This is a genomic window from Prevotella sp. oral taxon 376, from assembly GCF_003043945.1.
In the GTDB taxonomy this organism is placed as follows: Bacteria; Bacteroidota; Bacteroidia; order Bacteroidales; family Bacteroidaceae; genus Prevotella.
Window position 1 is genome coordinate 1,980,431 of sequence record NZ_PYXG01000001.1, and the last position, 25,409, is coordinate 2,005,839.

19 protein-coding genes are annotated in these 25,409 nt (G+C 46.3%); 2 read left to right on the plus strand and 17 right to left on the minus strand.

The window, feature by feature from the left end; translation table 11 throughout:
* Positions 1 to 47: 47 nt before the first annotated feature.
* From C7120_RS08800 to C7120_RS08825, 6 genes are all read right to left on the minus strand, one after another.
* Positions 48 to 425: a hypothetical protein gene (locus C7120_RS08800; protein WP_107621229.1), complete on the minus strand. Its 378-nt coding sequence runs from the start codon at positions 423 to 425 to the stop codon at positions 48 to 50.
* 182 nt (positions 426 to 607) lie between these two features.
* Positions 608 to 1,069 (minus strand): DUF5675 family protein, encoded by a 462-nt coding sequence (locus tag C7120_RS08805; protein WP_107621230.1) that lies wholly within the window; start codon positions 1,067 to 1,069, stop codon positions 608 to 610.
* Complete coding sequence (locus tag C7120_RS08810; protein WP_107621231.1) at positions 1,053 to 1,328, minus strand: hypothetical protein; 276 nt, start codon at positions 1,326 to 1,328, stop codon at positions 1,053 to 1,055. Before C7120_RS08810 ends, C7120_RS08805 begins: the two co-directional genes overlap by 17 nt.
* Positions 1,325 to 1,573, minus strand: a complete 249-nt coding sequence (locus tag C7120_RS08815; protein WP_107621232.1) for a hypothetical protein — start codon at positions 1,571 to 1,573, stop codon at positions 1,325 to 1,327. Before C7120_RS08815 ends, C7120_RS08810 begins: the two co-directional genes overlap by 4 nt.
* Before the next feature lie 47 nt (positions 1,574 to 1,620).
* Entirely contained in the window at positions 1,621 to 8,403 is a 6,783-nt protein-coding gene (locus tag C7120_RS08820) for a carbohydrate binding domain-containing protein (protein WP_107621233.1), read from the minus strand.
* A complete protein-coding gene (locus C7120_RS08825; protein ID WP_107621234.1) occupies positions 8,403 to 8,948 on the minus strand; it encodes a hypothetical protein in 546 nt (181 codons plus the stop codon). The genes C7120_RS08820 and C7120_RS08825 overlap by 1 nt, the downstream gene beginning before the upstream one ends.
* A 154-nt stretch (positions 8,949 to 9,102) precedes the next feature.
* Between C7120_RS08825 and C7120_RS08830 the strand changes: the two genes are divergently transcribed.
* A complete protein-coding gene (locus C7120_RS08830) occupies positions 9,103 to 9,618 on the plus strand; it encodes a hypothetical protein (RefSeq protein WP_107621235.1) in 516 nt (171 codons plus the stop codon).
* 126 nt (positions 9,619 to 9,744) lie between these two features.
* Here the strand turns inward: C7120_RS08830 and C7120_RS08835 are convergent, their stop codons facing one another.
* The 11 genes from C7120_RS08835 to C7120_RS08885 all read right to left on the minus strand — a co-directional run bounded on the left by C7120_RS08835 (position 9,745) and on the right by C7120_RS08885 (position 22,582).
* Positions 9,745 to 16,689, minus strand: coding sequence for a hypothetical protein (locus C7120_RS08835; protein WP_107621236.1), 6,945 nt, complete (start codon positions 16,687 to 16,689; stop codon positions 9,745 to 9,747).
* A gap of 3 nt (positions 16,690 to 16,692) precedes the next feature.
* Positions 16,693 to 16,890, minus strand: a complete 198-nt coding sequence (locus C7120_RS08840) for a hypothetical protein (protein WP_233247053.1) — start codon at positions 16,888 to 16,890, stop codon at positions 16,693 to 16,695.
* Between the two features lie 56 nt (positions 16,891 to 16,946).
* Complete coding sequence (locus C7120_RS08845) at positions 16,947 to 17,525, minus strand: hypothetical protein (protein WP_107621238.1); 579 nt, start codon at positions 17,523 to 17,525, stop codon at positions 16,947 to 16,949.
* Positions 17,526 to 17,625: 100 nt separating this feature from the next.
* The gene (locus tag C7120_RS08850; protein WP_107621239.1) at positions 17,626 to 18,228 is read right to left on the minus strand and encodes a hypothetical protein; all 603 of its coding nucleotides are present in this window, start codon (positions 18,226 to 18,228) and stop codon (positions 17,626 to 17,628) included.
* 11 nt (positions 18,229 to 18,239) lie between these two features.
* A complete protein-coding gene (locus tag C7120_RS08855; protein WP_233247054.1) occupies positions 18,240 to 18,653 on the minus strand; it encodes a hypothetical protein in 414 nt (137 codons plus the stop codon).
* A 4-nt stretch (positions 18,654 to 18,657) separates the two neighbouring features.
* On the minus strand, positions 18,658 to 19,188 hold the full coding sequence (locus tag C7120_RS08860; RefSeq protein ID WP_107621241.1) for a hypothetical protein: 531 nt from the start codon (positions 19,186 to 19,188) through the stop codon (positions 18,658 to 18,660).
* Positions 19,175 to 19,513: a hypothetical protein gene (locus tag C7120_RS08865; RefSeq protein ID WP_146154236.1), complete on the minus strand. Its 339-nt coding sequence runs from the start codon at positions 19,511 to 19,513 to the stop codon at positions 19,175 to 19,177. Before C7120_RS08865 ends, C7120_RS08860 begins: the two co-directional genes overlap by 14 nt.
* The gene (locus C7120_RS08870) at positions 19,513 to 19,917 is read right to left on the minus strand and encodes a hypothetical protein (protein ID WP_107621243.1); all 405 of its coding nucleotides are present in this window, start codon (positions 19,915 to 19,917) and stop codon (positions 19,513 to 19,515) included. The genes C7120_RS08865 and C7120_RS08870 overlap by 1 nt, the downstream gene beginning before the upstream one ends.
* Positions 19,918 to 19,930: 13 nt before the next feature.
* Positions 19,931 to 21,064 (minus strand): major capsid protein, encoded by a 1,134-nt coding sequence (locus C7120_RS08875; RefSeq protein WP_107621244.1) that lies wholly within the window; start codon positions 21,062 to 21,064, stop codon positions 19,931 to 19,933.
* Between the two features lie 13 nt (positions 21,065 to 21,077).
* On the minus strand, positions 21,078 to 21,722 hold the full coding sequence (locus C7120_RS08880; protein WP_107621245.1) for a hypothetical protein: 645 nt from the start codon (positions 21,720 to 21,722) through the stop codon (positions 21,078 to 21,080).
* Between the two features lie 35 nt (positions 21,723 to 21,757).
* Positions 21,758 to 22,582, minus strand: a complete 825-nt coding sequence (locus C7120_RS08885; protein WP_146154237.1) for a hypothetical protein — start codon at positions 22,580 to 22,582, stop codon at positions 21,758 to 21,760.
* 156 nt (positions 22,583 to 22,738) lie between these two features.
* Here C7120_RS08885 and C7120_RS14165 point away from each other — a divergent pair, with 156 nt between their 5' ends.
* Positions 22,739 to 25,384, plus strand: coding sequence for a terminase large subunit domain-containing protein (locus C7120_RS14165; RefSeq protein ID WP_233247055.1), 2,646 nt, complete (start codon positions 22,739 to 22,741; stop codon positions 25,382 to 25,384).
* The last annotated feature ends 25 nt before the right edge of the window (positions 25,385 to 25,409 follow it).

Below are 25,409 nucleotides of genomic sequence, written 5' to 3' on the forward strand. Positions count from 1 at the left end.
CTTTCCAATAATCCGGTGATTTCAATAATTCTGCTCGTGTCATAGCTTTAAGTATTAAAATTCCTAATCTGCTTTACTAATTTGCCAATATCCCTTTTTTGGTCTTTCTTGAATCCTCCAGCAACGACATATACGCTTGGTTGCTGGAGAATGACATAAACGCGGATATTGTCTTTCTTGAACTCAAAGATGTCTTTCCTTTCCACATTCTTAATACTCCTAAATTTACTTCTTGGAAGCAATGTCTTTGAAAACATATCCATATATGCATAAATTGAATCAAGACTTTTCAAGTCCCTTGGGAGATTCTTTAGCTTTTCTACGAAGATGTCAAAATGACATATATCATCTATTAGCAATTTGTAGAAAACGAAACCGTTCTCATTATTTACAATTTCCAATATTTCCGTGGAAAATGAGGTCATAACTTTTTAGCTGTAACTAAATTCGTTTGCAAATATAGCCATTATTTTCAAACATGCAACCATTTTCGCCTTTGATTAAATCATTATTAACAGATTTAACATTTACACGGCAACGACATCTATATTAAAAACGCCAGTCCCACAATGTCAAAGAACGCCTTTGTTATTAATAATATGTTAAACTATTCTATCGTTATATAGATCTTTTCCTTTCGGGCGTTAGCCGCTTTCAGGAGATCATACAGCCTGAAAAATGTCTCTTTCGAGTCCACCACCATGCCGACCTTTTTGTTTTTTCCCACCAACAAACACCCTTCAGTGTCTGCGGGAGTGTTGCCCACATGAATGAGTACTCCTGCGTACCCTGGGACACCACCCAATCGGGGGAGTCTCCCGCCAATCTCCTTGTACATTGGCTTTTTGGAAAATCTATTTGACACGATATCGATGCTCACGGGGTATCTTCCCGTAGGTATTGCCGTCATCCCGTGTACTTTTATCTTCGCAATTTCCGTTTCCGTCATATCAGACCGTAATCCTCGGTCTGTATCTTCAAGTACATCGCAAAAATACTTTCCGTCTACATACAAGTTGCTGACCCTGTATGCCGGATTTCTCGCAACTATTTTACTTACCAGCTCCATTGTTTACCTCCTTTTTATCTATTGTTACTTTTGTCATTTTGGCCACCGCAGCCATTCCGGCTGGCACGCCGATGAGATATGGGTATATATCCGTCCACCATGCAGGCTCCACCGCACCGCCGCTGACCAATGCCACATGGATAGCCACGGCTGTACCGCTAACAGCGACACCAAGCCTTACAATCCATTTAAAAAATGTCGGCGTTGTTGCTTTCCACCGGGACGCAATAACCTTCCACCACAGAGATACATTTTTCATTTTTTATCCTCCTGTACTTTTACTGCTAATTCAGTAACCTTCACCTGTATGTCATTTACCTTGTTCATAAGCTCGTTCATCTGCTTGTCCGCTTTCTCCGAGTTCCTTTGATACAGATCTTTGTCATTCTGAACTTGCACCTCGAGCACGGCTATCCGGGAGTTTACTTGTATCCACCCTGTCAGTGCCATCAAGAATACGGCAGATGTAAAGCTCACCATTACCTTGTTAAACCATTTTTCCATTTTCTCCTATCAAAATTAATATTTAAATTTTAATTATTTTTGTGAAATTACTCCATGAAGCTCAACAGCTGGCAGTAGTAACCCGTCTCAGGGGTGAAGCATAGGGCGAACTGCGCCGTGTCGCCGCTGGCCATGGCGTGCGACGACCCCTTCCACTCGTCGCCGTTGTTGTCGACGATGATGCCAGACTCCGAGGACGCCGGGGGCGTGGTTGCATGCTTCCTCGAGGAGAACCAGAAAGTGTTCGAGCCTCTGCGGGCTATCACCCTGAACGGCATGCAGAACGGTTCTGTCGTACTCTTGATGCCCAGCTGCTTCCTTACATCCGAGAGCGTGGGGTAGAACGCCCGCACATTACTCCCCAAGGGGCTGTAGAGCAGGAATGTCGTGCCGAAAGAGAAGTCCAGGACATTCGCCTTCGAGAGGTCCTCATAATCGCCTTTCTCCATCACGCCGCCGTGCACCTGCAATCCGCCCACGACCCGAATCCCGATGTTTCGGTTTATCACATTGTCGGAGATAATCTGCGCTGCGGGGAAGTACATGTTATTCCAGTAGGACGCAGACATCCTGCGGTAGACATACATGGCGGAAGCGCAGTTGGTATCGTCCTGGAGCGTGGGGTCGCTGCCGCGTCCGAGCCCCACCTTGAGGTCGGCTGCAAGAGAGCCGGCGTATGACTCCCATTGTTCGAGCTTCATTGACGAGCGGTTCACATACATATAGTTCGCCCGGTTGTTCATGCTCGTCTGCGTCCACTTCGAGTAGTCGCCGACAAAGAAGCCGTTGTTTCCGATTTCAAAAGGCCCGATCTTACCCTCCTTGGCGGTTACCTTACCGCTGACTTCCGAGTCCACGAATTTTGCGTGCTTCGCCTCCAGATAGTCTGCGTCTATATGGTCCGAGGTTATTTTCCCGTCCTTGAAAAGAGCGACCGATTTACCCTCGGAATCTATCATCTGTGTGTTGCCCTTGAGGGTTATGGACTTGTTCGGTCCGTCTATGTGTACTCCTGCCCTTTCAAGCCCCGTCTTCATGTCAACTACGGAAGAGTCTACACGACCTATGGAAAGGTTTACTTCCGCAAGGTACGCCTCCGCGTCCTCCGGTGCGGGCTGCCAGTCGGAGAGCATGTTCCCGGAGGTAAGCATCGGCTCGGCAATATGCATGCCGCCGTTGCGGATATTATAGGTATTGCACTCTATCTCCGAGACCCCGGACGGAACGGTAAAGGTCTTGGAGAAACGCTGCCAGGTATTTGTCAGCGCCGGCTTGACACTCTCCACGGCGATATGCTGCCGCTGCCCTTGCTGGTCTGTATATACTATCTCAAGAGAGGCGCCACGGTCCATCGTGGCGGGGTCGCCATGTACCCACACGGAGGCGGTGTACTCCTTGCCAGGCTCCACGGCCGCTTTGAAAAATACGCCCTTGTATAGGTCTTCTTGCACGCCTGTCAGTGAGCAATCCACGCTGTTGTGTCCACCATGCTTGTTGGCGGGGTCGATTATCGCTCCCGAGCTCAGCCTGTAACAGTCCTCCCGCAACTTGTCGAACGCCGTGCCCTTGAGCAGGTTCCGACCGCCCCCGGCCATGCCCTGCACCCTGGCGGTTATCTCGCCCAGCTGCCCGTTGATGTCCAGGGCGGCCATGGTCGAGAAGGTAACGGGCACCGTGCGGCGGTCGAGGACAGAGCCGTCAGCTCCGAGTAGCTCAACGATGAGGTTGTCCGGGTGGGGCACATGCGAGTAGTCCTCCAGCACATAGGTGGCGGTAGAGATGCTCCCGTAGCCCATCACGGTGTCAGCGGGGGTGCCCGTGTCTCCCCGGTAGCGTATCTTCATGCCATCGGGCGATGTGTCCCGCAGCTCGATGTCGGCCCCCGTTACATGCTCAACCTGGTAGGAGAGGCTTGCCGTGAGCTTTCCGCTGCTGTCGACCACGGCCTTTTCGGTAACGGCTCTCAATCGATGAAACTCGGCGGCCTTGCCAGGCTTGCCGTCCGGTCCCTGTACCTTACTCCAAGTGTAGGCGGAGGGCTCCAGGGGTGGATAGGGCTTGTCCCAGACGGCCACGCCGATCCATTTTCCGGGGGTCGTTCCGGCGACCATGTCTTCCGGGGCTGGCATATAATCGGTCAATGGTCCGTACTCTATCTGTATGTCATACCAGTAGGAGTCAGGGTCTTTGGTGATGCCATCCTCGAGATAGACAAACGCCCGCAGCCATATTCCCGGCATGGCGGCTATCCGACCGTTGATTTTCTTCGAGAACGACGCCTCCCCGTCCTTTTCCGTGCCGTCGGCCTTTAGCGTAGATTTTCCATCGGCAAACAGGAGATTCGACCAGACCGTGGTCCCGTTCTCCAATTTGGGGGATATGTTCGATTTCATCTCACCACTTTTGGCGGCGGCGCTGATATGGTATTTTGCCCGGGCGGAGAGGATAAACGGGACCTCTGCGGGCTGGTTCTCGATAAACCCGTCGTACAGCGTGATGACTTTCTCGTTCTTGTAGGCGGGCGGCTGGTTGGCATAGTTCCTGTCGACGCCCTGTATCTTTCTCGCCTCGGCGAGCTTTCCGGCTTCCGCTGGCGTAAAGGTCTGCCCGCCATCGTCGGAATAACGGATGAAGGTGTATGAGCTTATGGCATCCCCCTGGTCGCCCTTGTCGCCCTTGTCGCCTTTCTCTCCCTTGCTGACCTGCTTCCGCCAGACAGTCGATCCGTCGGAGGGTATATCCGTGGGCTTCGCCCCGGCCGGATTCGCGCAGAGCCACAGGGACCCATCCTTGCTCACCCGGGCGTAGTAGGGGTAGGGCCTTGCCGTCCACGCTCCCATGTCGCACGGGACAGGGTAGGACTCCGGCGTGCCGTCGGGGGCTTCCGAGATAATGGTGATCCGGTTTACCTCCAGCTCCACCGTGTCGCCGATGTGCTGCTTGCGCTTACCCTCGTAGGAAAAGGAGTCGATGCCCTTGTACTTGCTGATGCCGTCGTCAGCGTCAAGGACCATCAGCCCTTGCCGGTCCTTGTCGGTCTGCGAGCCCTCCTGCACGATGTCGTCGCCCGTATGCGGCGTGTCGTTCGCCACGGAGAGGTCATAGCCCGTGCAGGTGCGGAGTCCTGGAGAGACTTCCACCCACAGGTCGCTGTTGTAGTCGAGGTCGGCACGGTAGTACTTTCCGGCCGCCGTTCGGTAGATGTCATCCTGCTTGGGGACGAGGATCGTATGCTCCGCCGCCGTGGTATAGATGATGACCTCGGGTTGCGAGCCCGCCCCGTCGGTATGGGCAAACAGGTACACATCCCCGGCCTGGGGCTCGACAGGATATGTCGCCGTGTACTCCTCCCATGACAGGGTCGCCTCTCCGTCTACGCTCTTGTACAGTCTTGACGCCGAGCCGGCGACCCTCGGGGGTATCTCAACGACCGGGGCTTTCTCGTTCGAGAGGTCCACATAGTGATATTGCCTGCCGTCCTCGAGCGTCTCCGTGCCCTTGCCGACCACGAGCCGCCAGTAGTAGCGGTTGGCGGCGTTGGCCGTCGTGCCCTCCACGAGGTTGCTGGTCTGGCACTTCGCCTGGTCGCCGATGCGCCAACAATTGTCTACCGTGCGGTCGCCGTCCGTGCTGATGAAATAACAGCGATAATAGGACGGAGTCTCATATTCACTCCGCTTGCCGAGCACCTCGACGCTGCCGTCCCGCACGGCGATGGCCACGGCACCGACGGCGAAGACCATGTCCCCAATGGGCGTGCCGTCCTTGCCGAACGGGCGCACGGCGAATATCGTGTTGCCCGCCTTGCCCAGCGAGAGGTTGCCCGAGGTATATGTCTTCTTCCTGACTTCCAGCTCGGCGACGGTCATCTTCTTACGCACTTTGAGATTGTCCACCTCGAGCGTGCCCGTGCCGTCTTCATCCTCATAGAGGGAGTAGCCATTCCCTTCGTCGCCCGCCGTATAGCGGCTGCTCGTTACGGAGGACACCACGAGGCGGTAGAGACGACCGAAGCCGTCGCCGTCGAGATAGTACCTGCCGCTATCCTCCCCGAGGGCGATGCCTTTCAGGAAGCGTATCACCTCCCGTGCCGTGTCGGGGGTGTCCTTATAGAGATACCGCTCGTCGCCAAGCCTTTTTACAAGCATGGCGACATCACTTGCCGACATTCCACCACCGATTCCAAGTTGTGCGAACAGACTTCCATTATAGATACGGTCTATTGCTGTTGTGATTTTCTGATAGGTAGTCTGTTCTATTTTTTCATTGAGCGATATTTCAACCTTTGGGGTAATACCCTCGCCCTCCTTAATGGATAGGCTCTCAATAGTAATATTGATGATGGGTAGAATCTCGTCTTTGTTGCCCGTTTCTGGAATTCCAAAGAAAGGAAATCGCAAACCTGCGTACAGATTCCAATAAACTGATTTTGTTACATCGCCGGCTTTCTCGCATCTGTCATAGTTGCGGGCGAGATATATGTCATCCAAATGAGGCTCGTATATGTATTTTGTCTCACAATTATCTGCGAGATACTGCGTAGCTGCCACAAGCAAGCGCACCTCTGCAGCCTTGATATAAGCCTCTGGCATTGCTATACCCACCAGGACGAAGTGGTCTCCGGCTTGCAGCCGATCTGTTTCGTTTGGATAGTAAACATGAAGAGAGGTGTCGTTCGCCCTGCTTAGCCGAAGCTGCCATCCCTTGTATGTTTTTCCGTCTTTTGTATATGTAACGCTCTGCACATTGTCCCCAACCTCAAACTCTCTTGTCACACACCTTCCGTCGGTCATGACGATCGCAGGCTTGTCTTTGCCACTGAACTGTGCCCTCCAATCTTTGATGCCTAAATCTTTGATAATAACATTAAAAGGTGTATTCAGGAAGTTGTTGGCATATTGTGCCTTAGCCCATCTGTATTGCGACTTATAATTTAGGGGCAAATCGGCAGTTTTCTGCGATTTTCCCACAAAGTATGTAAGGGAACTGTCGGCGTCCAAATACATGCTCCGCAGAAAGAAAGGGGCAAAACTAACTCTCACATCGGAAGTCTCGCTTAATGTGATTGCGTTTATTTGTGGGACGGAAGAAGCTACGTCCGGAAGGTTGGGTAGCTCAAACTCACAAAAATCGTCTCCATTGCTTATTTCTTGCAGCTTTGAAACATATACACCAGTTAGCTTTTCTTTGCCTGTTGATTTTGGCGTTATGTATATGTACATTTTAAATCCAACAAGAATGGTTGTTTTCTTCTCGGCGTCGACTTTCGCCCCAAACCAAATATTACCAAAGCTTGCAGACATAAAGTAACTTGCGGCAGGTTGGTTTTTTATCTCACACAGCGTCTTCTCGTTAAACTCCAGATGTACGCCAGTATCTGTTGCCAAACTACACTTTTCGGTGTTTTCAGATATTGCGGCATCTACATCTATGTATGGATAAGGGGCGTTTTCTTGTGGTACTATTCCACTACCAACATGTGCGTTGTCTATGAGCCTTCCGTCTGACAAATAACCGACGGCGAGAATTTCGTCAATTCGCTCTTCGTCCTCGTAGTTCAAAAATGACTTATGCCCATTTTGGTCTGGACCGACACCGTTAGCTTCCGTGTGCCCGTCCATGTCCTCGCATTCCGCGGCACGAAGCTCTCCGTATGTGGATTCTTTGATAGTAGGGTAAATCTCCTCCAAATCTTGGTTGGAGCCGTCCCACATCCCAACCCCCTCCCGCAAGCCATCAATAGAAGACATGCAGTCGTCGTTCTTGTCAATATAGGCATCATTCGTGTCTCCGAGCACAGAGCGCAAGAATGGAAATTTCTCCTTGCGGGCAATGTTGCGCTTAGCCTTTACTTCTGGAATCTCGAATGTGTCGGGAAGCTGAAGATTTTGAGGGAACAAAGACTGCGACAGTTTGTATTTGTCGTTGTAGTACCTATACGGAAGATTCTTTGTAGACCCCATTGCCCGCAAGCGAGTGATTATTTGCTGAGACCGATTGGCAATTTTCTTTATTTCAAAAAGAGCCTTGCCTTGGTTTTCTGCATCTGCATATCCTTTGCCGTACCCAAGATAAAAATAACCATTATCTCCATTATTGGCTCCAACTGTAGAGTTGTCTCCGGTTATAGCACCAAGCGTATATCCAATATAAATTTCCCGTCCCTTAATGAAGTAGTCGAGCTTGAAAGTTGTCTGTACCTCTGATAAGGCTGCGGCAACTGTGGTGTCATTGAAAGAGAGAACCTTGTCGTCCGTGTGTGTAACGAGCTGAGCTTTCCCCTTTTTCTCTTTCGTTGAAGTTAGGTTCACATAAATATGCCAGCCATCTTTCGGGAAGGCTCGGTCAAGGTTAGCTTGTATCTTACCTGCGAGCGTGCAGACGGGAGTATATATAATCTCCTTTCCCAATATGGTGGTCTTAGTCTCTCCGCAATATAACTGAAAGTTTGAGCTGCCGGTGTAGTTAGTTCCTACTGCGGCAATATAGTCCCCGGTAGTAGGGGTTATATCAAGCATAATAACCCTTCCGAGGTCGTTAGACACGCTGTCAAACCTTACATTGTCATACTTGAAAGCATTGCCGGTCTGCTTTGGCTTTGCGCTTTGGTTTACACTTGGCAGATTGTTCAGATAGAAGTCTTGCCCACGATATACGCAACGGTCGCCAACAGCGAATGGGATGGGGGTTTCTGACGAAATGCTGAATTGCAGGAACTGCTCCCCAACACTCATCGCCTTGTCATGGAACTCCCATTTTTCAACCAGACAACGAACTTTCTCCGTTCCGTCCGTATCTTTGTATAAGATAGCAAGTTTTCCACTTTTCATTACGCATCAAAAATTAGGTCGCTGACGGACTGGTGCCCGCCGGCGACGGTTGAGAACTTAGGGGTAATATCTGTTGTCGGATCTTCAACCCCGAACTTTACCTTGAAAGACGCAACAGCGTCAGGGTCGCTATCGCCATAAACATAAACATCGTTATCGACAGAAAGAACATGAATGTCTTTTCGTCCCGTCTTTGTATATTCGTCATAGATAGCAAGTCTCCCGCCAACGGCGTTAGCATTGCGACCATAAACAAAATCAATAAAACTCGAAATGTCATTGGATATGTTTTTTTCTGTCCCCTTATAAAGAAACTCCACTTCCAGATCATAATTCTTCATGGGGATCACATCTGGAATGTATACATCCCTTCCGTCTTCCCCCGGCCAGTCTCTTGCCGCCAACTCCTTTGCTTCTGGGTTCTTTTTAAAAGGAAATTCCTTGGCGGCAATTTTGAACATAGACAGCAAGTCTACGACAGGACCTTTTGTATAGGTCGTGCCATCAAAACTCAACTGTTGAATATATACTTTCTTTATTGCCATAAAATGCAAAATATTTTCAACAAATGTAGTAAAATATATTTACAAAATACAAGTGCGAAAACAAAAATGTTACCAACATTAGTTGATTTTTGCCACGATGTTTTGAATATAGGCCTTTGATTGGTATATTTGCAAGAAGAAAAAGCGTTAAAACATGAACAGAAATGATTTAAGTGGGCACCTCAAAAGTTCTGCAATAAAGCTGGGACTTTGCAAGCAATGGCAAGAGGAGTGGAAAGACAATACGGACAAACAATCACTTATTGATAAATATTTTTCCGGACTTGATTTCCCAATGAGATTCCATTGGCCGTCAAATGATTTTATCAAAGAAAACTTCGAACAAAGATTGCTTAGAGATAACAATATTCTCGTTGACGACACGAGGAGTCTGCTCAATCCAAAAGAGGCGGTGATTCTTGGAACATCAAAGTCTATCGTCAGAGTAAATAGTGACAATTATTCCACTATCTACATAAGAGATAGTTCCCATGTAGAGATAATTGTTAAAAACAAAGCATTTGTTATAGTGCATTTGTTTGAGAAAGCCAATATAAAGGTGCAAACGGAAGATTTTCCAAATGTACTCATTCTGAAACATTCAAAGGAAGTCGTAATTGAAGCGACATCGAATGTAAAAATCAAAGAAGATCTTGATTACCTAAAATAATGTAGTTCTATTATTTCCATAAAGAGAAGACTGCCTGGGAAGATAGTTTTCTCTTTTTTTATACAAAAAGCGGAGCCTGCCTTTTCAGACAAGCCCCATCCGCAAACATATATGAAAATAACAAACCTAAGCCACCTGTAATTTTTGATTACCAAATATAACGCTGTGCAGGTCGTCTGAAAGTTGCTCTATTTTCCCATATAAAGCTCCGTTCTCACTGATAATAGCCCGTATCGCCGCAACATTTGCGTCAATCTTGCCGAGCGTCGTAGCCATTCCCGTAATTTGCTTGAGATAGTCGGGCCATGCCTCGTTGATGAACTGCGTCTGCATAATCCGGATGACAGAAACATCTTGCCGAAGCGCATTGATATACCCAGCAAGCAAAGCGCTTGTCTCTTCGGAGGTTCCCTGTATTCCGCTGCTCAAAGTCGAATTGCTGGAATTTCTTAGTGTAAGCCCAGCGTTATTTATCCCAGCTTCGTATGCGGTCATAAACTCTTGTGCGGCCATTATGGCCTTTGAACCTTCTCCGTTTGTGCCAAAATAATCTGCAATAATCTTAGACATGCTTCTTGCGCTTCCCGTAATGTCTTCGGGATTAAACACTCCTTTGTTGCCGCCGCCGTCTCCAAAAAGCTTCGTTCGCAATTTCTCAAACATGGGCTGCATGATCTCCATTTGCATCATCTTGGAGGCGATACTTTGCAAGATGCCCCTAACGGTGTCTCCATAGGCGTTGGCCATGTTCTCTCCATTTTCAAATGCAGAGGCAAGGGCGTCGGAAATCTGGTCCGCCCAACCTTTTACATCAATATCCCAAAGTCTCTTTGCCAAGTCTTCCGAGAAGAACCTTATCTGGTCGTCAAGTTCAGCAATTTTTTGCTTGGTTTCAATAAGAGCCGATTGCGATTTCTTCTTCTTGGCATCCTCCTTGTTATATATGTCAACATAGTCTTTCCGCTTCTGCATCAATAAGTTGTACTGTTGCTGATAGCCATTTATATCTCCTGCACCCGCTGCATTGTAATAATCGGACATTGCTTTTCCTGCGGAACCCTCTTTGTTGGCAGTGTAGATGCGCCCGAAAATTTTCATATTGTAGTTATTTGCTGCGTATTGCTTTTGGTATGCCCGTATCAAGTCGCCATAGTCATATCCAAGCGTCCTTTCTTGCGCCTTGGCAATAGTTTCCGTATAGCCTTCTATTTTGGAAACATCTTCTTTCAGACCTGAAATTTGCCGTTCAAGTTTATTATCGTGATGTTGAGCAAACCCGGTGTACCACCCTGTCCACGACTTAATGACACCACGGGCAGTCCCCATTATGTCTCCATTCTTCAAAGAGTTCCAGCCGTCAGCCGCACCTTGCGATGCCTGTGAGAAAGCACTCATAAAGCCATAACCGTTGCTATCCCTTAGCTTATCACCTTTTCCGTTTACATAATCCAAAGTGTTAGCCAAGTCGTCTAAGATACCATTTAATTGTTGCACAGCATCATTAATACCGTTAACGATTTTGTCAATAACGGCGACAGCACTCATGGCTCCTTGGGTACCTTTCATCATGTCATCGAACTTTTGCTTTTGGGCAGACGCCGCCCCCATCTGCTTGATGTCGCCAACACTTTTTGCACGGTCATAGATGTCAGCCGCTTTCGCATATTGTCCGCTCGCATAGTCATATTTGTTTTGAAACAACCCCTGTAATCCACCGCTCATAAAAGCCGCCACGTCGCTCTTCCTTTCATTAATCTTCCGCATCTGAGCATTAACCTCCTCTATTTTTTTAGAATAGTCTTTTGCTGAAATGATTCCGTTCTTAAACTGTTCGTTCAGTCCTTCTTTTATAATTTTGGCCATTTCGGTTGCGGACTTTATAGATTGTCCCCATACAGAAGCAAAGAAGTTTTTGTAACCAGCGCTACTTTCAAGCACCTTCGCATCTCTCTTTGCCCTTGCGATTCTTTCTCCATCGTCGTATTGTGATTGCGTAAGTTTGCCGTTCTTTAGTCCGTTGTTGAGCTTACGCAAGGTCTCCTTGTACTCGCTATTAATCTTATCTAATTCGACACCAAAGTCAACAAGGCCTCCTTTAAGATTGGCGTAAGTTTCGATGGCTTCCTTGTCTATTTCCTGCTGCAGGTCTCTCCATTTTTGTATTTCATTAGAAATGCTTTTAATCTTTTCTGCATCAGCACTTTCTCCAAGCATTTTTTGCACAGACTTTTCTATGCTCTCGTTCGATTCATTTGCGTCAAATGCATACGGGGTTTCAATGCCAAGCCCTTTCAATCCACGTGAAATTTCATCTTTTAATGCGTCAGCCACATTTTGATACTTTTCAGCATTGAAGCCCGACAAAGACATGGCAAGCTGTTTATCTCCTGTAGCTGTGAGGACTTTGTTGTACATCTCCCATTTCTTAGTTAAGCGGTCAAGATACAACGAAACCTTAGAAGCCCACTTCTCAGTTGCATCATCAAAATTGTCTGATTTTACCTGAAGCCTAGCCTTGTTTATTTCTTCCTGCAAGGCTGCTACAACTTCCTTATTTGCTTTCTTTGTTCCGTAATGCTTGATAACCTTTTCGTTTAACTTATCCAAAGTTTCCAAATAGTTGGGAATATTCTCAAAAGAGTACCCTTGTTTTTTTAGCAAAGAGTCTTTCCCGAAGAACTGTTCCTTGACTTTTTTTAGCGCACCTCCTGAACCAATCTTCTTCTCCCATTGCCTGTACACATTATAGGCATCAGAGAGTGCGCGAATTTCTCGGCGCAAGCTTTCTGCATAGACATCTTTCTTGTTACCACTTTTCCCTTTCTTTTTACTCTCGTCAGTCCAAGAGAGGTGCTCTCCGGTGAGAAACAAAGCCGGGTCTCTAAACGCCTCCGTTTCTTCCAGTCCGAGCTTTAGAGCCTCCTGTTTCCTCTTATACTCATTGTGTAACTTAATATCTTCTTTGTCAGTTAGAAAACCATCTTTATTTCTTTTTGACCTTACCAATCTATTATCAGCGTCGCTTACAGCTTTCAATTGGTTTTTGAAGAGCTTTATCATAGCGTTAACTTGTTTCATATTTGTGAAGTTCAAGTTAAGCTTTACACCGACCGCCCACTCAAGTTGATCTTTCTTGGAGTTTAACAAGTCTTGATGTTTTTTGAGTTGCTTGCGCTGTTTATCAATAAATTCGTTATAGTCATTGTCGGTGTCAAAACTAACAGACAACTTAGCCGCTCTCGCCCTGTCTTGCCAAGACCTTATACGGCGGGTCTCTTCGGCCAATCTTTTTCCAGCTTCTGCAACATTCTTAATGGTGGCATTCTTCATTTCCGTGCTAAGTTTTCCCCATTTCTTTTTTAGCTCTTCATTACCAGACAGAAGGGCGTTCAGCCATGCCTTTGAGGATTTGTTGACAATCTGGGCGACATCCCTACCACTTGTGTTGCGATTAACTTTCATCTCCACATCCTTTGTAACGTGTGCACCAACCTGCCTTTCTATAAACTTTTGAAAGAAGGCATTCGCGTCGCCAAGATCCATTTGTTCCATCGCCGCAACGACCGTAGCGGCCATGTGCTCTGAAAGCACAGCCTGCGTCTCTGGGGAGCCAATGCCATGCTCGGAATACATCTTGTTCATTACGTCATCAAAGAATGTCATAGCCCCCTCCATGTCTCCGTTAAACCGATCTTTGAAGATGGCGGCGAAACTGTCTGCGACTTTCGGCATGTCCTTTGTTGCCTCTTCAAGTTGTTCTTCTGCCTTTTTCCCATACGAATATTTGTAGGAGCTAATATCGCTTGGCAATCCGGAAACCTTATTAGGATTGTCGTGCATGTATTTCCGGATGGCCTCATCCCGAGATAACCCCAACTCGCGGATATACTTCTCTATCGCTTCCTTATCCTCCGGTTCCACGGCATTCCATGCTGTCTCTGATATTCTGAAATTGTTTGCGTATTCCGCCTGTGCTTCGGCGAAATCTTTCATGTTTGTTCCCAAACTCTCTCCACGTCTCCATGTAAGCGGATTCCAATGCGCACCCGTATCATCATATGCTTTTTCTATTTGATCCGCGCTCGTCAGTTCTACTTGTTTTACATACGATATGTTTTCAAGTTTCCGAAATATGGCTTCGACTTGTTTTGCTTGATCCCCGGCCTTTAATACATCAAAATAATCTCCCTCGTAAAACGGGGACTGAACTTGTAGTGCTCTTTTCAACTCGTCAAAAACAGCATCAATGCCATGTGCCATTAATTCCTGCACGTTGACATCAACGTGTTTCTTGACCGCAGTTTCCCCGTTTCGGCTTGTTGACGACTTGCCCTTTATATTCAGCACGCCATTCTTTTCATAGGGTTCAAGTAGCTGGTTTAGGCCTTGAATATCGGTCTGTGCAGCGTCCTTTATTGAGTTTTTCAAATTCTCTGCTTGCTCTGAAGTCTGCCCAAGTTTATCCGCAAGAGCGGTAACAGCAGTAACCGCGGCAAACAACCAAGTCATTGGGTTGGACAACAAGGCAACAGCCATAGCTTTTGCCGATTGGGCTACAGCAATCATACTAAGACGAACGCTCATTAAACCACGCTTCCATGCAGAAAAGCCTGCAATCTGTGCAGCTCTCGCCTTACCTATGCCGCTTTCAACAAGCAATAACTCTCTTTGTGCAGCGGTTAGTCTTCCCAATAGCGCAATCCTTTGCTTTGTCAGGTTGTTTATTTCCTTATTTGCAGCTAAATTTAGAACAGCATTATCGTTATCTACGGAAGCCCTGTCTGTGCCGAACCAACGCAACCCTCGCAATCTTCCTTGGAAAAACTTTCGACTGCTTCCCATGGCGCCCCACATGCCCATCGTCCCATTAAGGTACGCTGTAGTTCCTGACAGACTATTTCTTGCGACAGAAGAGGCCACAATTTCCTTGTTGGCGGCCATCACGGCTTTGTTTGAGGCCAAGCCCGCCAATTTCAGGGAGGCATAGGCCAAAGCAACGCCTTTAATGACACGAGCGTATTTCTCCCAATGCTCTGTAAGGTCGTTAATGATACCTACAGTACCCATTAAGAAACTTTGGTTACTATTCCCAAGTTCCGACATCATGATGCGGTAGTTATTGCGCAAGTTTCGCAACTTACCTCCGAGCGTCTCGAACTGCCGTATCTGCATGTTGTAGAACTTTCCGCCAGGCTTGTCAAGGTCAAGCACAACATCCTGTACATCTTCAAAAGGAATACTCCTTGCCCTCATTCGCTTGAAAATGTCTGCACGAGTAACATAGTTTGCTTCTCTTCCTGCACGTTTTTCGGCATCAGCTAATTCATTGTATTTGGCAGCAAGTCCGCCAATCATGTCAATGCCGGCGTTCTCAAACTGCCTGTTCTGAATACCCGAAAGATAGCCGTATGAGCGTGTATGTCCGAATGCAAGGATAAGACGAGAAATATCGACATCAAGACCAGCGCCAATGTCCGCAAGGGATTTCATAGTAGAGAACATGTCTTTTGGCTCAATGCCAAAAGCGGCCAACTGTCTATGAGATTTCAACAGGTCTTCAAATGTATATGGAGACATCTGTGATAAGTCCCGGATTTCTCCATACATCTGCTTAGCGGCAGAAGCATTATTCAATATGACTTCAAGAGACTTTGCCTGCAACTGCAACTCTCCCGTAATCTGCGCCATATTAGTCACAAAGTTCTGGACACCATAGATTGACAGGTATTGGAACGCCATGCTTTTCAAGTCAGATAACACCTGCGACTGGCCATGTGCGCTATTGGTTGTCTGCTGTATGGCTTGCGACAATCGAGACTCCTCTTGTGTAAGCTGCGCATTAGTAGCTGCGGCTTGTCTTTTTGCTTGCTCACTCTCTTTCTGTGCCTGCGCTTCGTTCTTCAAGGCTTGCGCATTGGCTTGGCTCTGTGTTGCAAGGTCGTTCCGAGCAGTAACAAGGTGCTCTCTGTAAACAGACATAAGCTGCGAGGTGTTAAGCCCGCTTAGTCCCTCGATTTTAGAAACGGACAGACCGCCACTCATAGTAATACTTGACAATAGCTGCTGCAAGTGTTGCACCCTTTGTATGGTGGCATCAATATTTGCGGTGTCAAGCCCGAGGTTTTTCGATAAGAGTTGCTGCGTCTTCAGTTTTTCAACCAAAGGAACAAGTTTCTCTAATTCAGCCCTTGCCTGTAAGACACTTTTGGCATTATCCTGCATGGTCTTTCCCCAATTCAAATTTTCCTGACCTTGCTGCAATTGGCTCATAGATAATTTAACATTGCGAATAATCTCACCCATTCCGGTCATCATATTCACCATATTCTTGTCACCGCCAATTGTGCCGTTGAACCTTGTGAATGCGTCAGATAATTTGTTAAGAGACTCTGCCGTTTTATCAATATTGTCACTTATCTTCCCGAAGTCAAGGGCTTTTGAGGACAGTAATGCTTTGGTTGCTTCAATAGAGTTTCTGACCTCATTAATAGTGTTTATGATAGTAGCCTTAATCTGCTCTGCTTGGGCTTGATACTCTCTTAACAATGAGTTGTTGCCGGCCAACCCTCCCATTGCATTCATTCTGCCGCCTATATCGGCAACTTCTTTAGGAATAGTTCTGCTATTTCCCATTTTGGAGAGGAAATCATTGTAGGCCTTGCTCAATTGATTGAAGTAACTCGTAAAGGAGTTTACATTTACATTCGGAATTTCAGCAAACACCCCATTGATAGACCTTTTTACCCGATCCAACTCCCCGCTCAAAGTGTTTTTGCCAATAAAGTTTTGAAGCTGTTGCATTTGCTCCAAAGTATTCTTGAATATAGGAATATCTCCGACATTCTTTTTTGAGACGGTATCTTGTAAATTATTCAACTGACCAACCATCTTTGAAAGGTCTGGCATGTTGAAAGATACTCCTCCGATATTCTTCAATTCCTTGTTGATGTTCCTCACGACAGTAACCGCTTGATTACTTAATCCGAGAAACTTCTTCTCTATCTCATCAAGTCCTTTGGTCGCATTATCCTGAATTGCTACCTGAAACTTCAAAACTTTATCGCTTGCCATAATCTATTCTTTTTGTGCTTGTGTATTGTTATCCCCGTTATCCCCTGTTGCCCGCTTCAAGAGGTCTTCCATTTTCCATTTTCGCTTTTTCTTCCGCTCTTTCCAATTTCTAACAGTCTCATTGAGTTCTTCTGCCGTTGGTGGAGTATTCTTATCCCTTTCTCGTGCCTTGTAGCAAGTAAGAGGAGCATCTATATTCATCAATTCAAGTTGTGCAATGGTGTAAACCGTCCTATACTCGTACATTTTCACGGGTATCAGTCCGAAGAAGAAGTATCTTGTTCTAAGGAGGAACTCTCTGTGTTTTGCGCTTGCGAAGGCTGCTCCATACTTAGTCCTTGAAGGATATGTTCTGCTTCCATCATCGTCATTTGCAGAAGCGTATCCTTTGCCCCTATCAACGATGTGGTAGCTGCGAAGAACTGCATCAGCGGTACTTTTTTTTTACCCTCCGCAAGGATGGGCTGTAACTGTATATCATCGTACTGCCTGATGTAATAGAACCATCGCCAACGAAACCAATAGCAAAGATGCAACTTGAACAACCCGTTCAGCGTATAGATGGCGGCAGCCTTGCATGAAAGTTTTGCGTCGCTCGAAATCACATCCAACAAGCTAACTTCATCTTCATTGCGGTCTTTATCATCTGTTTTCTGCTTGTGTATAAGAAGCCTCGTGAGGTATTCGAGCTGGCAATGTTTGAGCCAACGGACAAGGTATTTTTTCTTTGTCCGCGGAATGGCCACTTCTGTGGGCGTGTTGTTCTCTAACGATTTGTACTGCCGCTGCTCTTCTAATGTCGGCTGGTTTACTATAGGTTCTTTAGACTTTCCCATATATGTGTTGCTTTGTTTTTGTGTTGAATTTGAAAAAGGGCAGCGGTGATATTGTTTTCACCACCGCCCCTTGGTTGATATATATGAGTGAAGTAGCCGCTTATGCAGAAGGCTCCAGGATGCCAAAAGCATCAGACTCGGCACCTGCGGCAATACTGCCGGTCAGGGTTACGACAAAAGGCTTGTTTGACCCGTCAAATGTTGCCTGTGCCATGAACTTCGTCTTCTTGATATAGAGCACTTTTGTCTCTGTCTCATCAAGAACCAACAGACCCAAATAGATAGCCTTTTGGATAGACGAGTAGGACTTACCTTTCAGCTTGCCCTTGCCACCAACGGTAGTGCCCGTGGGGAGGGTAAGAGTCGTGTCTACGCCGTCTTGTCCGAAACAGAACTTGAAAATATCGGTACCGTTACAAGGTATCTCCAGCTTCACCTCGCCATCGCCCGGAGTAAATGTGTTCACCCAGTCGGCGTTCATGCCATGGACCTTGAAATGGTTTACGCTCGGAGCGCCGGTATCGAAGTTAAAACCTGAATCCTGCGACACGGGGAATTCAAGCATATCCCCATCGGTGAGGGTTGCGGCGGTTCCGCTTCCACCTCCGCCAACGGCTGTGGTTATACCACCTTTTACAGCAAATACACACGAGATACCACTGAAGACATCTCCTTGCATATCAATTTTCTTCTTAAATGCCATAATCTTAATTTTTAAAGTTTGTATGAATTGATTTTTGTGCGGATGTTAAACGAAATGGTAGTTATCTGAAAGCCCGCCTTGTCGTCGCCCCTCATCAATATGCTTGGACCGGAAGCGACAATGAAGTCGTCCTCAATAGGAAAGAGATCCATGAACTTCTGCACCAGATCTGTTTGCTTGCCGATGTTCGGAGTATTGTCAGACTTTGCTTTCACGCCGATATAAAAGACGCCTTCTGTCCTTACGATAAAGTCATCATTACCTTTTACAGCCCGATATTGTTCTGTCGGAAGGTCTATGACAACAAACTCGGACATTTCCTTGGCTACTTTCGGGCGGTTCGACAGATAGATATTTGCCAATCCTATCGTTTTTGCGGCAGAAACAAGAGAGTTGAATATGTTGTACATCGTTGGTCTCGGCATATCTCTAAATCTGTAAGAATGTTATACCCGTTCTGTCTGCGTATTGAAGCGTCATCATGAAACCCGCCGTGCTACGCTTCATTTCAATAAATTCTGCATATTCCACAGGATAGGCAACCACAATATCAAACATGTTATTTCCATCGGGACGGTAAGAAGAGAAGAACATCTTTGCGTCATAGGCGCCAAGACCTTCGTCTGCCTTAATCTTTGGAGAATAATGACTTTCTTTCCCCTCGTAGTCTTTCTTGAAACGATATTTCTTGGGAAAGGTCATCTTTACAACAGTAGCGGAGTTTGTCTCGTTCGAAGCGTAATAACATGCGACAGGATTACCTCTTTTGTATAGGCAAACAACGATACTATTAAGCAGATTGCCTGTAAAGTCATGCTTACGAGGGGCGGTCTCACGATTCTTGATAGCCTCTTTCAATAGGTCTCTGCAGAATGTCTTGCAATTCTGCTCAATGCTATTTTCAATGTCCGACTTGAACTCCGAAAAAGCTGACTTGATGATGCTATCAATTCCTGACATACTTCCAAAGTAAATGTGTGCCTAAATTCCCGGGCATTCTGTCTATCACTTCTCCATATTCTACAAAAGAACCTTTATTCAGAACCACCTTGTCTCCCTCCTGCGGTGTGGTATCATTTTCCCACTCATCCTGTTTTAAAGGCAGCGCGAGCCCTCTGTAAGAAGAGATTACTTCTCCGCTGGCTGATGTAGTGAGCTTGCTATATCCTCTGCAGGAACCGCTGTAAAGCACAATGCCAGCATCCTCGTCAGACATGGGGTCTTCTGACTTTGCAAAGCGTGTGATTACGCAAGTGTGTGGAAATCTCGGATTGTCTACGGTCATTATAAATTCCTCCCTCTTCCTCCGTAATTGCGAATATCATGGAAACCACGACCAACCATGCCCCAGCGGTTATTCCCAATAAGGGGCATTTTGTATTTGTCGTAAATTTCGTTGGCCATTCGCAAAAACCGATTAAGGACATTTGCCGACATGGTTTCGCCACCCTCACTATGCTCCCAGTCGGCGTCCTTATCGGAAACTTTCTGGGAGGTTGTCGGAGACATGGCCACCCAGACATAGAGTCCCGCTAACGCCAAGTCTCTCTGTTTTTGGGTAAGCTCGCCATAAGCAGTACCTTCTTCTATGTCGTTTTCAGCGAGGATAGATAAAAGGGCTTCGTCAGGAACGGTGATGTTCCTGACTTTGCCTTTAAGGTATTGCTCTATCGTGTAAGATGTCGGCATAGTTCAATTCAGATTATCCTTTCCATGCGGTCAAGTAAGCTATCTCACGGATATTATTGAATACCGGAGAAGCGTACAACTCGCAGTCAATGATATTCTTAACCGGGCGTTCCTGCCAAGAGTTTTGCACCATGATGCGCCCCTCAACCAAATGGTAGTTCTCCGACTGGCTGACGCCGCCGTAAGCAAGGCGATCAAGGTAGATGGAGTTGGTGCACTTCATCTCGAACGGAACGATGTCAGAACTGCAAGCTACGAGGTTGTGCTCGTCGAAAGCAGGAGAGTCCGGAACGGAAAGACCGTCCTCCTCATGCGCAGACTTGTAGTCTACAACATCGAACATCCATACGCCCATGTCGTGCAAGGCGGTCAGAATTTCATTGTTGGAGAGCTTGACATTCTCCGGCTTGCAGTAATTCATCTTGCCGGTGCAATACTTGATTACCACAGGATGTAGCATCAAGCGGTCAAACAGTTCCTTTGAAATCTTCCAATGATCCACATTCAGGCGGAGAGAATCAGTGAGGTATTTCTGTGCGTCAAGCATATCCTGAACGGGATCAGCCGTATCGTCGGCCTGAACCTTACCGCCTACAACCTTGAACCACTCTTTGGCAACCTTGATGTAGTGGCTGTCCGCAATGGGGAACTTGTAGTCATATAGCACGCCATCAACCGAAAACTCCTTTATGCCACCCGTCGAAAGGGCTTGCATGGCGAGGTAATTTAACTCGTTATGTACGCCACCAATCATCATGTCCGATCGCGTCTGTACGTCGTCGGCCATAAGAATAGCCATCGGCACATGGGTCATGTTATGGTTGCGGCGCATCTGAAACAGGTCGTCCTCGTCAATCGAGAAGCCGTGTCCGAGTTTCAGGATAGAGCCGCCATAGTATTCCCATCCTCCGGTGTTGCGCTGCGGCTTGTTTGAATGAGTGTCGAGGATAGAAGCACGCACCATGATTGGCGTTTCCTTTTGTCCCTGGATCCACGCTTTGTCGTCTGAGGGTGTACCCCAGGTGGCGTAACGCCTCCAAATTGCCTCGTTGTATTTAGCGTTGCTGTTGTCCAGAATTACGCCGAAGTTCTCTGCGCCGATATAACGGCGCAAGTCATTGATCGAATATTGATTAAAGTCTCTCATGTGTTATCCTCCCTTATTTGCTCTGTGAAAAACGGAAGAAGCAACCTGCATCGGCAAGGGCTTTCTTCACTGCGTCATTAATAGGCGGCATACGGCGCTCATAAACAGGGCGCGCGCTAAAGAACGCAGCCTCTCCGTAAGCCTCATACGCATTCTCGTCAAGACACTTGTCATAGGCGAGCAAGGCATTTGGGGCACAATATGGCTTGCCGTCTGATTGCGCCATAGCCAAGATGGTCGTCTCGGAAACGCCTGTTGCGGCATCTACCGTCAGCACATCATACTCCTCGTTACTGCTATCCACAGCCGACACCTTGATAGCTGTACCTGCCGCAGTTAAATCATTTCCAAGGATTACAAGGGTATCACCTGCCTTGATGCGAGTGCCGGTAGAAACGCCACCCACAGCCTTGATAACCTTAATAGTTGTTCCGCTCACCTCCTTTACGGCGAAAGTCTGCAAAGGTTTAATGGTGCGCTTCTGCTCATCCACGCATACAGGGGTCCCCGCAGGCAACACATGACCTGCTTTGGGGAGGTCTTTCAAATCAAAATTGAAGCCACCCGTCAGGAGTTCTGGCTTTCCCTCAAACACCCTACGTGAGCCTCCTATCTTGCCATTGAACTTTATGTTCTGGCTAAAAGTTCCACTAATCATGTCTTTTTTTTGTTTTTTTTGTTTTACTTAGCCGCTTACCGTAGCAGACTTTTGGTCTTTGCGGTAAGTTCGGCCTGTTTGGCAGCAGCCTCTCCTCGCTTCTTGAGATATTCTGTAACTTCGTCGCTACCACCGCCGTTACCTGTTCCGCCTGCGGAGTCACCTCCGAACGGCTTTCCACTATCTCCATAGAAGTCTTTGTAACGCTCTTCGTAGATTTTTTCTACCTTGATTTTCAACTCGTCTATATCGGAATCGGAGACGACCTCCAGCTCCTTAATGGACAAGTTGACCACGGCGTCACGGGATGCCTTGCGTTCTTCCACAAGGTAATCCTTTAGTTGCTTTTTGATGTTGCTGATTTTTTCAGCTTCGATGGCTTTCTTGGAGCTTGCGATAAAATCAGAGGTTTCATTGAGCTTTCCGCCAATAAGTCCTCCTTTTCCATCTTCACCGAAAAGTTTGATGTTGTAAGCCTCAAGCGCCTTTTCCACAGCAGACTTTTCTTCACCATCGTCTTTTTTACCATTAGCAGGATTCGTCTGGTGTGTCTTGTCCCACTCCGCCTTGAACTCCGCAATCTGTTTTTCAGCGAGAGCCTTAGCGGCACTTTCATTCTCCTTTGCCAGACGAGTCTTTTCCTCCGCCGTCTTAGTTGCCAAGTCATGCCGGTATTGCCCAGCATAATTTTTGACAACCTCAACAGGCAGTTTCCAAGTGTCATCTGTCACCTTATCGTCATCCGCAAACGATGGTAGGAATGTTGCGACAAGTGCATCTACAGTTTGTCCTGATAATACTCCAAAGTCGTTCTCTCCGACTCTGTTTTTCAATTCTTCAACAAGAGCTTCTTTCTCCATTGTATTTTGTTTTTTGTAAATTATTTTCGCAAATATAAGCATAGTTTTGATATGTAAAAACAATTTACGCAAAAATCTTTTACATTTTTGAAAAAATAATTTATTATAGAATGTATAATTGGTATATTTGCGAAAAATAATGTAAATAATTATTCGATGTCAGGAGATACAATAAAACTATCTGCGCTTTCAAAAAAGAAGATTTATACAAATGAATATATCCAGAATTTGAGAAAGCAAGAAGAGAAAAACAAGAACTCAAAAGTGTTTATAGCACAAGAGGGGCCGCAAGAAGACGACTTGCATAGCAATGTAGATATTCTCGTAACCGGGGGGAACCGTGGAGGAGGAAAGGCGAATCCATATTCTACGCCTATTGCAACACCTAACGGCTTTGTTAAAATGGGAGACCTGGAAGTCGGAGAGTATATCTGCACACCGTATAATGGTATTCAGAAAGTAAGCCAGATTTTTGAACAAGGGGAGCAAACGATATACACATTTCATTTCAATGACGGGACGCAGTTGCAATGCATGGACAACCACCGTTTTTGGGCAAGACTTGGTGCGGATGGCGACTTTCAGGAATATACCGCAAGGGAAATATTGGACCAATACAAAATAGACTCGAATTTCCCGAATTCTCTTCGCACTGGAAAAACGGACTACTTTGAGATACCATTACCGGGCGAAGTGGAAATGAATGAGAACAAAACAGAGGTTGATCTTCCTATCCATCCTTTCCTTTTGGGTTATATGAGTGGAAGTGGATATACCGAGTTTCCTAAAAAAGGCATTGACCTTGGTACGCACATGACCATATCAAGAAAGGTTTCCGGAGCAGGTTATCGTGTACTGAAAAGACATGGGAGATATGTCCTCAAGGGGCTTCCCGACGAGGCGAGGCGGCAGATCACAAAGAAGAGGGGAAGGCAGTTCGCCCGTATTCCAAAAGAATACATGACGGCAAGCATATCGGCCAGATGGCAGTTTTTGCGTGGCGTGTTTTTTCAAAACGGTTTTTCAAAGAGAAAGCATCCACACCTTGTGTTGCCCAATAAACCGTTGATAGAGGACATTGCGATGCTTGCGCGTTCATTGGGAATATGGGCGAAGATTTATGAGGTCGTAGACGAACCTAAATATATCGGATGGTGGGGGATTGTGTTTGTTTGCCCGAATGACGCCGAAATATATTGCAAAGTGTGTTATCAGAAAATGGCACATGTCAACGGAGAAAAACCCAAAAATCCGAAAACCCCTAACACGCTTACGAAACAGATAATGTGGGTGCAAAAGATGAAAGACAAGAAGCCCTGTAGATGTATTACGGTTACGGGGAAAGACCACCTGTACTTATCTGATGCCTACACGGTGAACCACAATACATTCACCCTGTTAATGGAACCGATGTATGACATTTCCAATCCAGACTTTAATGGTATCATTCTCCGAAAGAATAAAGACGACTTTAACAACATTATTCGAGACAGCAGAAGATTATATTCAAAATTCGGTAGATACAATAAGTCAAAAGACGACATGGCTTGGTATTTCTACTCTGGGGCAGACTTGAACTTTGGAATCTATGACATGCCCTACGATGACTTTGACGACAAGTATCGGGGACAGCAATTTGCGTATATTGGAATTGACGAATTGCCTCAGATGTCATTTCAAATGTTCAAATTCCTACTGACCAGCAACCGTAATGGTTCGGGCATAAGGTCTCGAATATTGGGAACATGCAACCCTGACCCGCTATCTTGGCTTAGAGTGTTTATTGATTGGTTCATTGGGAAAGACGGCTTACCTATACCCGAGCGGAATGGTGTAATAAGGTATTGTTATATGAAAGGAGATTCTGTTGATGATACCGTATGGGGTAATACACCCGAAGAGGTTTACGAGCAATGCAAGGAAGAAATTGACAGCCGATGGGATCCGTCGTATGAAGAAATGGGGTACGACAAGAAATCTTTTTTTGTAAAGTCTATGACTTTCATAAAAGCCGACCTTAAATACAATAAGAAACTCCTTAAATCTGACCCGGGTTATTTGGCGGGACTTCACAACCAAACAGAAGAAGTAAAGGCTCGTGAATTGGACGGAAACTGGAACTTCATGGAAATGGGAGACGACATGGTAAAGATGTCGCACATGGAAAGATGTTTTCGCAATGACCAAATGCTTGGCGATCATGTTCATAGAGCGACTTGTGACGTGGCTTTTACCGGAGGAGACAATTGTGTCCTGTGGCACTGGATAGGATGGCATCTTGCGGACATATTTGTCTGTAAACTCGACTCTATGTCTACCTGTCAAGCGACAGAGGCAAAACTGACAGAATGGGGTGTTACGGAAAAGAATTTTTGTTACGACCTAAATGGGTTGGGGCAAACCTTTAAAGGGTACTTCAAGCATGCCGTTCCGTTCAACAACATAGAAGCTGTGCAGGCAAAATACAAGAATGTCTATGACAATGTAAAGAGCCAGTGTGCCTACATGTTCGCAATGAAACTCCAACAGGCGGGAATAAGCTTTGAACCGACATTGCTTGAACGGAAGTTCTCAGGAAAAGGATATGACGGGAAACTGTTGAAAGATGTTTTGCAGGTTGAACGAAAGTGCATCAGGCAAGACATAAGCAAATTGGATAAAGGCTGGTGCCTAATAAAAAAAGAGCAAATGAAACGCCTTGTAAAACATTCCCCCGACTTCTTTGAAGCGTTGATTATGAGAATGTATTTTGAGATAAACAGACAATCTGTAAAGATACCGTCTTGGGTGAGAAATTTTTAACACACAAACACAAAAGGATAACAAA